The sequence below is a fragment of the Bradyrhizobium valentinum genome (genome assembly GCF_001440405.1).
GTDB lineage: Bacteria > Pseudomonadota > Alphaproteobacteria > Rhizobiales > Xanthobacteraceae > Bradyrhizobium > Bradyrhizobium valentinum.
Map to the genome: position 1 here is coordinate 1 of NZ_LLXX01000108.1, position 9,590 is coordinate 9,590.

The 9,590-nt window shown below is 62.3% G+C and carries 14 protein-coding genes; 5 read left to right on the top strand and 9 right to left on the bottom strand.

Annotated features, from left to right (window positions below; genetic code table 11):
• Positions 1-86: 86 nt before the first annotated feature.
• Both CP49_RS16555 and CP49_RS16560 read right to left on the bottom strand, forming a co-directional pair.
• Positions 87-671, bottom strand: coding sequence for a septal ring lytic transglycosylase RlpA family protein (locus CP49_RS16555; protein ID WP_082646057.1), 585 nt, complete (start codon positions 669-671; stop codon positions 87-89).
• A 219-nt stretch (positions 672-890) separates the two neighbouring features.
• The gene (locus CP49_RS16560) at positions 891-2,297 is read right to left on the bottom strand and encodes an adenylate/guanylate cyclase domain-containing protein (protein WP_057851283.1); all 1,407 of its coding nucleotides are present in this window, start codon (positions 2,295-2,297) and stop codon (positions 891-893) included.
• A 111-nt stretch (positions 2,298-2,408) separates the two neighbouring features.
• Here CP49_RS16560 and CP49_RS16565 point away from each other — a divergent pair, with 111 nt between their 5' ends.
• Complete coding sequence (locus tag CP49_RS16565; RefSeq protein ID WP_057851284.1) at positions 2,409-3,317, top strand: ketopantoate reductase family protein; 909 nt, start codon at positions 2,409-2,411, stop codon at positions 3,315-3,317.
• A 67-nt stretch (positions 3,318-3,384) separates the two neighbouring features.
• On the opposite strand, the gene CP49_RS16570 is transcribed toward CP49_RS16565, so the two are convergent.
• The 3 genes from CP49_RS16570 to CP49_RS16580 all read right to left on the bottom strand — a co-directional run bounded on the left by CP49_RS16570 (position 3,385) and on the right by CP49_RS16580 (position 5,430).
• Positions 3,385-3,582: a hypothetical protein gene (locus CP49_RS16570; RefSeq protein WP_197423134.1), complete on the bottom strand. Its 198-nt coding sequence runs from the start codon at positions 3,580-3,582 to the stop codon at positions 3,385-3,387.
• 325 nt (positions 3,583-3,907) lie between these two features.
• Positions 3,908-4,762: a hypothetical protein gene (locus CP49_RS16575; protein ID WP_156438479.1), complete on the bottom strand. Its 855-nt coding sequence runs from the start codon at positions 4,760-4,762 to the stop codon at positions 3,908-3,910.
• 461 nt (positions 4,763-5,223) lie between these two features.
• Positions 5,224-5,430: a hypothetical protein gene (locus CP49_RS16580; RefSeq protein ID WP_057851286.1), complete on the bottom strand. Its 207-nt coding sequence runs from the start codon at positions 5,428-5,430 to the stop codon at positions 5,224-5,226.
• Positions 5,431-5,537: 107 nt separating this feature from the next.
• Here CP49_RS16580 and CP49_RS16585 point away from each other — a divergent pair, with 107 nt between their 5' ends.
• Positions 5,538-5,768, top strand: coding sequence for a hypothetical protein (locus CP49_RS16585; RefSeq protein ID WP_057851287.1), 231 nt, complete (start codon positions 5,538-5,540; stop codon positions 5,766-5,768).
• Positions 5,769-5,897: 129 nt separating this feature from the next.
• Here CP49_RS16585 and CP49_RS16590 read toward each other — a convergent pair whose 3' ends face one another.
• From CP49_RS16590 to CP49_RS16605, 4 genes are all read right to left on the bottom strand, one after another.
• Entirely contained in the window at positions 5,898-6,086 is a 189-nt protein-coding gene (locus tag CP49_RS16590; RefSeq protein ID WP_057851288.1) for a hypothetical protein, read from the bottom strand.
• A gap of 117 nt (positions 6,087-6,203) precedes the next feature.
• Positions 6,204-6,554 carry a hypothetical protein gene (locus CP49_RS16595; RefSeq protein WP_245310722.1) on the bottom strand — a complete coding sequence of 117 codons (351 nt, stop codon included), beginning with the start codon at positions 6,552-6,554 and terminating at the stop codon, positions 6,204-6,206.
• A gap of 200 nt (positions 6,555-6,754) precedes the next feature.
• Positions 6,755-7,345 (bottom strand): NADPH-dependent FMN reductase, encoded by a 591-nt coding sequence (locus CP49_RS16600; protein ID WP_057851289.1) that lies wholly within the window; start codon positions 7,343-7,345, stop codon positions 6,755-6,757.
• Between the two features lie 164 nt (positions 7,346-7,509).
• Complete coding sequence (locus tag CP49_RS16605; RefSeq protein WP_057851290.1) at positions 7,510-7,833, bottom strand: hypothetical protein; 324 nt, start codon at positions 7,831-7,833, stop codon at positions 7,510-7,512.
• Between the two features lie 313 nt (positions 7,834-8,146).
• Between CP49_RS16605 and CP49_RS16610 the strand changes: the two genes are divergently transcribed.
• The 3 genes from CP49_RS16610 to CP49_RS16620 form a co-directional block, all read left to right on the top strand.
• Positions 8,147-8,380 carry a DUF6894 family protein gene (locus tag CP49_RS16610; RefSeq protein WP_057851291.1) on the top strand — a complete coding sequence of 78 codons (234 nt, stop codon included), beginning with the start codon at positions 8,147-8,149 and terminating at the stop codon, positions 8,378-8,380.
• 33 nt (positions 8,381-8,413) lie between these two features.
• Complete coding sequence (locus CP49_RS16615; protein ID WP_245310723.1) at positions 8,414-8,572, top strand: hypothetical protein; 159 nt, start codon at positions 8,414-8,416, stop codon at positions 8,570-8,572.
• A gap of 182 nt (positions 8,573-8,754) precedes the next feature.
• The coding region (locus CP49_RS16620) for a hypothetical protein (RefSeq protein WP_057851293.1) at positions 8,755-9,590 on the top strand (836 nt) is incomplete at its 3' end.

Genomic DNA, 9,590 nt, shown 5'->3' on the forward strand with positions numbered 1-9,590 from the left:
CTCCTCAATTACTTGATTCTCAGCCTCAATGACTGCGACCGTCTGACTCAGTACGATTAGCCCTGCAACCCTGCCCACCTCACCCGCTACTGCACGACGTCGAGTTTGACCTTGGCAACACCCTTCCCCACCATTCCCAGCGCGTCGGCCGCGGAATAGGAGACGTCGACAACGCGCCCCCGAACGTAGGGACCGCGGTCATTAACCCGTACCGTCACCGACTGGCCGCTTGCGACGTTTGTCACGCGCAACTTGGTGCCGAACGGCAATGTCGGATGGGCGGCGGTCATTTCCATCGTGTTGAACTTTTCGCCGCTCGCGGTTTTCGTTCCCTCGGTGTAGAAGCTGGCAACCCCATGCGAAGCCGTCTTGACGCGGCCTGCATCCCTGCGCGACGCGGTGTGCTTTCTCACGGCGGCCACGCGCTTCTTCATCATGGACGATGTCGTTCGATCCTGGTCCAGCGACGCCTGCCTGACAGCGCGAAGTTCGGATTTATGGGTGACGACCGTGGACTGCGTGCAGGCCGCAAGCGATGCCGCTCCGAGCGCGACAGCCAGCAGCCGTATGAGTTTCCCGGCACGCTCGGCCGGGATTGACGGCGGTTCAAGTTGAGTACGGCCTAGTCTGACGTCGACGCACGAAATACTGGTGCAGCCAATGGAAGACATGTTGCAATCCCCCGCTCGCGCCCCAGCCCAAGCCGAAAACCAACACGCGACAATGGCGGGACCGAATCCGGGCGGAAGCGTGGCCGGACGCGATCAGGCACGGCTCCACAGCGCGATTCCGTTCGAGTGTGGTGATTGCGACACAGAATTAGCCTGAATGAGCCACGGCGCCCGCATTCGCGCGACCCCTTGGCTTATCCGGGCCAACAGCCAGCTACGTCAGGAAATCTCGTAGACCGACACCTTGTCCGCGATGCCGCTCAACGCCACGCGTCTCGGTGTTGGCTTTAGCCCGTTGGTCTCGAGCAGCGCCCGGGCATGTGCGTCTTCCACCACCGATTCCGTCACCACGATCGAGCGTGAGGCAGCAAGACCCTGGACCCGCGACGCGATATTGACCGTCTGGCCAAAATAGTCCTGCTGGCCATTGAGGGTGACCGCGAGGCATGAGCCTTCATGGATGCCCATCTTCAAGCGCAGGCTCTGATGCTGACGCTCGGCGCCGAGATCGCTCATCGCCTCGCGCATGCGGATCGCAGCGGCAATGGCGCGGTCGGGCGTCTCGAAGGTCGCCATTACGGCATCGCCAATGGTTTTCACGATCGCGCCCCTTTCGGACGCGATAATCTCCTGCAGCAGCCTGAAATGCTCGTTGACGAGATCGAAGGCCGTGAGATCACCGACGCGCTCATAGAGTTCCGTAGAGTCCTTGAGATCGCTGAACAGGAAAGTCAGGCTCAGGATCTTCAGCCGCTGGCCGATGGCGAGCGTGTCGGTCCGGTAGATATCGCGAAAAGTCTGATTGGTGAGGAGACGCGTTGCCGTGAGAACGGACTTGCGTCGCTTCAGGAGGTCGTCCAGCGCCGGGTTCGCGACCCATACCGCCGGCAATACGCGACCGTCGGTGCGGTTGTCCAAAGCCAGGCGCAGCGGCCCGGGACGCAAGGTAACGTTGTCGACGGGGACTTGGACCCTGTTGAAGATCACCGACAGGTTCTGGCGCTCGCTGGTCTCTTGGCCGCTGACGTCAAGGAACTGGACCGCATGCGTCACGGGATCGAACACGACCAACGTGCCCTGCGGCACCTGCAAGGAAAGGATGGCCCTTTCGCCCGCCGGCAGGTCGACAATTTCGAGCGTGACGTCGTCCAGCAGCTTCTCCAGATCGTCCGGAAGATCGATCGCCGAACTCCAGAAGATCTGGCGATAATATTCGGCCGCGGACAGTTCGTCGGGATTATGCGCCGCGATTTTTCGCACGCGCGGGCTTACCGTGAAGGTCACCTCGACCAGATTGTCGAGCGTCGTCTCATAGCCCGCGGCGCAGAAAGCGCAATGGTACTGCGCGCGATTCACGGTCTTCAGGCTTTTGTTGGCAGAGAGAACACCGGCGCAGCTCGGGCACATCACGTTCCATGTCATCTCGAACATGCCGAGCCCCACCGCATTCAGGAGGGTTGCGATGACCCGATCTTCGTCAATGCCTGCCGTGCCTGCGAGATCAAGCGCGTTCATCTTGTTCAAGGCATGATCCGGGGCATCCCGCACCATACGCTCGAGCATGTCGACAACGGCTTCGTCGGACGACTGACGCAGGGCCGCAAACAAGGTCTCGGTTTCGCTCATGCGACAATGCTACCTTAAAGAGGGCAGCGCGAACACCCGCTAAGCGCCACGGAATTGCGGCATCCGCCAGGATCAGCTACTCGAACCGCTTCAGCCGAACGGGAGAAGAGCATGCAAGTCGCAGTCGTCGGTGCCGGAGCGGTCGGATGCTACTATGGCGGACTGCTGCTCAGGGCCGGCCATGACGTGACATTCATCGGTCGCCAGCCACATGTCGACGCCATCAACGCCCATGGCCTGCTGCTGGACACCAATACTTTCAACGGCCGCCTGCCCGCCAGGGCCGCGACCGACACACATGCCCTCGCCCCGCCCGACCTGGTGCTGGTTTGCGTGAAGTCGGCCGATACCGAGCAGGCCGGCCGGTCGCTCGCCGGACGCCTGCGGCCGGAAACATCCGTTCTCAGTCTGCAGAACGGCGTCGACAATGCGCCGCGCCTTAACGCGGTCATCGGCCATGCCGTCATTCCGGTGGTGGTCTATGTCGGCAGCGAGATGGCCGGGCCCGGCCACGTCAGGCATCACGGCGGCGGCGACCTCGCCATCGGCCCCTCTGCCGCGAGCGAAGCGCTGGCAGAAGCGCTTCAGGCCGCCGGCATCCGCACCACGATCGCCGAAGACATCGACAGGACGCTATGGAGCAAGCTGATCATCAACTGCGCCTTTAACGCGCTCTCTGCCGTGGCCGGCATTTCCTACGGACCGATGCTGGAAGTCGAAGGCACAAGGGACGTGGTCACAAGTGCGGTGCAAGAAGCCGTAGCGGTCTCCCGCGCCTCTGGCGTATCGATTTCCGACGATATCATCGAGCAGATCCTGAAAATCCCCGCCATGATGCCGAACCAGATGTCGTCCACCGCACAGGATCTTGCGCGCGGCAAGCCCAGCGAGATCGACTTTCTCAACGGCTATGTGGTGCGCAAGGGCGCTGAGCTCGGCATCGCCACGCCGACCAATCATGCCCTGCAGGTGATGGTGAAGCTGGCGGAGCGAGGCAAGGAGTTCTCCGGGCGGCGCTAGTCCATCAAGACAAAAAACCCGCGACGAAAGCCCGGGCTTTTTGCTCAAACGGCGATGGTAATGCCGGTCAGCGAATGGCGCGACCGGTGGTCGGCGTTGGCGCGACGGTCTCGGCCGTCCGTGTCGCCCGCTGCGTCAGGACGCTAAGCTGATGCGCAGTGGCCGTGGAGGTCGCGGCCGGCGATTGCTCCCTGACGTCAGCGGTTCCCAGCACGCGAGCCTGCACCGACGAAATCGGCAAGCCCTTCGCTTCATAGGTCGGCAACTCCGCCGCCACGCCGGCAGTGGCACCCGCATCGAGAGGGCGGCGACGGCGATGGAAAGGTAAGTCTTCTTCACTTCAATTCTCCGGGGTAGGATTCGAATCTCCGGGGGTAGGATTCGAACCTGCAATCTATACCCCTTTTGCTGCATTGCGATATCACGATATTGCATTGCAACAATGCAGTTCCCCGCACTCAATTAACGGTGAGAGCCCAATTACTTAGCGGGTGCCCGGATAAGCGGCATCCGGGGGCCATCTAACGCCCGTCATCCGGCGGTATTCGCGCGACCTGTTGGCTAGTTCGACGACACGCGACGTCCGTTATTCAGGCGCCGGCGTGCCCCGCCTGGTCGCCTTTGGCCGGAAGTATCGGCTCAAGGATATTGAACAGCACGTAGTTCCAGAAGCGCCCAAGCGCCGTGCTTGGGACAACGCGCGAAAACCGCGAATTCGTTGGTGCAAGGCAGAGAGGCGTTAGCGCCGCGCCGTACTGCAGCGCCTTGCCCGCGAGCAGTCGACCTTCCTTATCAACCACGTCCTGATTACCCTGCGACTCGACGGCGCGTTTCATGATGTCTTTGACGTCGTTGACCGTTGCATTCGAACTGGTTTCCAGCTTGCTTTGCGTGTCGCGGTCCAACTTGAACTCTGCGGTAGCCGACAAGATGCTGGTCACCTGACACACGTAGCCGCCGGCATGGAGATATCGCATTGCCATTTGGCTGCAGTGAGGTTGCTCCATCAGCTTGCCGAAAATCTGCCAGTTGGCCCCGAGCGCAATCTCTTCCACCCGGACGTCCGTGAGCGAATAGTTCACCTTCACGACATAGTTGTTGTTAGCGCTGCCCTTGAGCAGCCATCCGATATCGATGCTGATACCTGTGGCGAGCTGTCCCTTGCGTTCGAGACTTTGCTGTAGCTCCACGCTGGGAGACGAGCGCAGGGACTCTCCAATATCGTCTTTGTCGGCGATGCATATCGGAAAGAAGTGCTTCGCTCCGGAATCGACGTAGTAGAGTGACCCGACGGTCATCAAAGTGGTCGGCGGATTCTTCGGTATGAATCCATATTCCCGCAGTGTGTCCCCCAGTTGATCACCGCCAGGCTTCTGGAAGGAATGCGCAGCTAACGGAGCTCCCACGACCAATGCCGCTAACGCAAGCATGTACCTGATGCGCATGACCGCCTCCTCTCAGGCGTTCGTCCAAAAACTCATCGGCCGGGGCAGCAGGCGCCGCCGCACACGCGGTAGCCTGCAGGGCAAGCAGACGCCGATGTGACAACAGACGTTGCCGACAGGATCGTTAGCAATATTCTGAAAATAATGATCGCACGCATGGCCCTCTCCCCGATCAATGCAAACCAGGATTGGCACTTAGCACTCAACCACGAGTATAATAGTCGGCGCTTTTAATCTCGGGCGTGAAGCAGTTCACATTCCGGCCGCGACAATTTATCCCGGCGAGAGCCATTAGCCGTAGGCGAGATTGGCCCAACGGGTCCGCGCATACGCGCGACCCATGACGAGCGCAATTGCGCTCGTACAGTGACGACAAGCTCCGGCGTAATCCGCCATTCATCCGCGAACGCTCTACTCGCTCTGGTCTTCTACTCGCTCTGGTCTATTGCGCCGCGTACAGTTCACCCGCCCAGCACGTTTCCCCAGCCATCGAACACATACTCCCGCCACGCCACGCTCCCGTCGTCGCGCGCGCGGCAGGCGCGGCGGAAATCGTCGGCTTGCTCGCCGGTCCAGGTGACGATCTGGTCGGCCACACGGTCGTGCAGGATTGCGGGCTCGGACGGGTTGAAGCCCGTCATGGGATGCAGGGTACTGGCTGTTGACATGGTTTACCAACGTTTGGCGGCGGCGAAGGTTGCGTCGCGGCATGCAACGGGTCGCAACCTCCTCGCGACAGCGGCGTTGTCGGCGTACACCCACGGAGGCATGCACCATGCGGAACAAGGCGCCAAACTCGCAAAGCGCAAAATCGCGCGCAAAGCCGCAGCCCCAGATGCAGGCGGCCAATTCAATGCTCAATCCGGGCGATGAAGCGGCGCGCGGAACGCCCGGCACCGGCGACGACATCTGCCCCGAATGTCACGGCAGCGGCCGCATCAACGGTTCCCCCTGCCCCAACTGCGGCGGAGGCGGCACGATCACCCGCGCGATCGGCGGCGCGTGAATGGAGTAGCGGCGAGCGCAATTGCACTCGTCATCGGGCGCACGTTCGCGCGATCCGTTGGCCGCGGGTCCGATCGTCGCCCAACGATAAAAGGCGGGCGCGCCTTATTCGATCGAGCCGGCCGCCGCCTTACGCGACCGTTCGCTTTTCCATGATCTTCCGGAAGTCAGTGGCGAGGCTCGTGTAGTAGCCGGCCAACACCTCGTAGAAGCTCTGCTGGGCCTTGTCGGTTGCCTCGCGCGCCTGCGCCTCGCAGCGCGACGCCCTGCTCTCGTATTTCTCTATCTTGATCCGAAGCTCCGCCACCACCATGGTCATTACTCCCCGCCACGCTTAACAACCGCTGATGGTAGGCTGGCAGAAGTCTAAAAGATGACGGCCTTAAGGAGATTTCGCAGCGCTGCCGTGAGCAAGCGATGGCGAATCGTGAGCCGCCTATCGCGCCGGCACCGATGCCGGCGGACGCAAGGACGACCGCGACGCGGCTGCCGGCGCAGGCTTCGCCGCGACGCGCTTTCCGCTGTCGATGGATTCCAGGTACGACGTCAGCGCCCAGGCCGAGCTCGAACCGCTGGAATAGTGCTTTTGCAGGAACAGATAGAGCGTGAGGTGGAAGCGGCCCTTGGAGAGCCCGCGCGGGCTGCGATGGCAGGACGCGCAACCTTCGGCAAATAGTTTTGGCGCCGGTTTGCCCTGATCGAGATTCTGGGCGCCGATCGCTGCGCCGCTTAACGCGGCCATGACCGCAATAACAAGCAGAGCGCAGCCCGTCTTCTTTGGCGACATCAAATTCTTACCCGTGCGTGGAGGGATGGGCTGCCTGCCAGCCGCAGCTCGCGTCAGCGACGTTCGAGGCGAAGCGCAATCTGCGGCCCACCCGTGGCGAAAAGTGGGCTGCGCTTCCGCCATCACGGCGCTCGGGTCAAAGCGTGACGGTAATCAAAACAAGGCGGCCAATTGGCCGCCTTGTTGCCGGAAGATCGCCTTCAATATGGCGGCTTCTTTCGCTCCCGCTGCGCCCCTGCCGCCTCCATCCACCACACGAGATCATCGGCAAAGCGCGGAAACGCGTGCGCCAGCGCCTTGCCGCCCTCGCCCGTCGGCTTGCCGTCTTCGGTGAGCGTCTGCGCGATCGGCCCGACCGCGATCGAGCTCGAGATCACCACCATGCCCATTTCCGAAAGCGTGCCGTGCCATGCGAGCGCGGCGCGCGCACCGGAGAAACGGCCGGCCGAATAGCTCGCGATCGCCGCAGGCCGCCAGAACCATTCTTCGAGAAAATGGTCGGTGAGGTTTTTCAGTCCGGGCTGCATGCCCCAATTGTATTCGCCTGTCACGAATACAAAACCATCGGCGCCGCGAATTTGGCCGGCGAGCTTCTCCAACGCGTCCGGAGCGCCGCCTTTCGGATATTCCTTGTACATCCGGTCCAGCATCGGCAGGCCGATCGCCTTGGCATCAATCAGTTCGACATCGTCACCGCGTGCACGAAATCCCTCGACGACGAATTGCGCGAGGCGGATGCCCATGCGGTCGGAACGGTAGGAGCCGTAAAAGACGAGAATGCGGTTGCTCATGAGACCTCAACCTTAAGACATTGGCTCATGCAGTCGAACCATGCGGGCCCTTCCCATGCAAGGCCAACGCCCGCCCGCCAATGAACCCGAAGGCCGCCGCGCGATGAACCAGGCCAACAAAAAAGCGGCCTTGCGGCCGCTTTGTTGCAGTTGCGCGTCCGGCTCTACCAATAACCGGGCCCGTCATAATAGGCGTAGGAATCAACGTACGGCGCGCCTGCAATGGCCGCCGTTCCGACCGCTACGCCGGCCGCAAGCCCGACGGGGCCAGGCCCGTAATAGACGCGAGGCCCATAATAGCCACGGTAGTAGCTATAATCATAGCGACTCGGGGTACGCACGCCGTATCCGCCGAGCAGATAGTCGGAGTTCGGGTGGGAAAACCCGACCATGCCGGGCTCTTGGGTTGCCTCCTGCGATATCGCAGGTGTTGCGAGCGAGGCCGTCGCAAGGATCGCGGCCGCGCCAAGCAGTGTCAGTTTCGTCATTGCGCAGTCTCCATCTGAAGATGAAGAGCGAACGGACGAGCCGAGATGCTTGTTCCAGAAGCCGATTCACAGCGCCGTGATTTTCACGATTTCGGCAAGAGAAAAGGCCGACGGGCATTACGCCGCCGGCCTTCTCTTGCAACTGCCGGCTCGGGAGGTCCGGTTCCGCTGCGATTCCGTGCCTAAAGTTTGACCACTACAGCATTAATAAAATCTTAATGACCGGCTGTGAGGTGCATCACGGATGGGCAGAACCTTCTGGCGCTAGCTTCGTACCAATAAGAGTAGCTTCGTTTAAGCGCAGGAGGCCAACATGACCCAGGTCTATTTCCACTGCTCCAACTCCCGGGAAGTCCGGATCGACCGGTCCGGCGAAGCGGTGAGCGATCTCGCCGAGGCGCGCGACCGCGCCGCCTGCATCGTCCGATCGCTGATCATGGGACGCGATGCGGAAGATTGGCGCGATTGGGTCGTGCATGTGAGCGACGATTTCGACGACGAGATCTTTGTGCTGCCGTTCGCCTTCGTCCTCGGCAAGCCGCACTAAGAGCTTGCCATGCTGCCCGCGCGCCCACCCTTCATGCCGTTGCTCCGCCGCCTCGATGCGATCATGGTGCGGTGCCACCGCCTGATCGAACGCGCCCGAGACCCCTATCGTCCGGAGCGTCACTATATGCGCGGCCCCGGCCCGAAGTGGCACGCCAGGCATCGCGTCGACATCGCAGGCGTGGCCGTCTAAGGCCTGTAATCGTTCCCACCGGTTCCAGCCCACGGAACCCGCGGCCCCAACCTCTCCACGAGATCGCCTTGCTTTGGTCAAACCTCGCTGGCCGTGTGGCGACTTGGGCAGAGGGTTTTTGACGCAGCAAAGCATGCTCGCCGCCCCATGCGGGTGCCATTGGACTGAGCAAGGGACCGCCAATGCAATCCACGCCAACGCTGAAAGACACCGATCCGCACGACGTTTTTGCGATCGAGACGCTGCTCGCCGCACATGCCGAAAAGGCGCCGCATGCCGAGAAGGCGCCACCGCTGGCGCACGATCCGGCGGCTCCTCCAGCGGCGCCGCAGGTTCACGTCGCGCCGCAGATTTCGGTCGCCGCGCCGATTCCCCAGGTCGAACCGACGTTTCGCGCCGCCGACGTGCGCGATATCAAGGTCAACCGCGATATCCCGATCGAGAATGTCAGGCCGGCCGAGATCAAGGTCGATGGTCTCAAGGTTCTGGACGAACGGTCGATGGACAAATGGGTGAAGCGCGTCTTCATGGCGCTGCTGGCCCTTTGCGGCGCCATGGCTGCCGCGGCCTGGCAGCATTATGGCGATGAGGCCAAGGCGATGGCCGCCGAATGGGCGCCGCCCTTCGTGCTGGCTGCACTGCCCTCGGCAGCCCGACCCGACGTCGCCGAGCAACCGACTGCGCCGGCCACTGAAGCCGCCGCAACAGATCAGGCCACCGTGCAACCAGCGGCGGCGCCGGCAACGGCAGCACCGACTCAACCCGAACCGGCAGCCACTGCTGCGGCCGCCCCTGCTGATACGGCCCAGTTGCAATCGATGGCGCAGGACCTCGCCGCGATGAGCCAGCAGGTCGAGGAGCTGAAAACCACCATCGCGCAGCTCAAGGCAAGCCAGGCGCAAATGGCACGTGAATTTGCCAAAGCTTCGGAGGCCCGAGCGGCCGACGCCAGGCCGCCCGAGCAGAACCTGCGCCCCAGAGTGTCGGCGCTGGCGCCTCCGCCGCGGCCGGCCGCCCC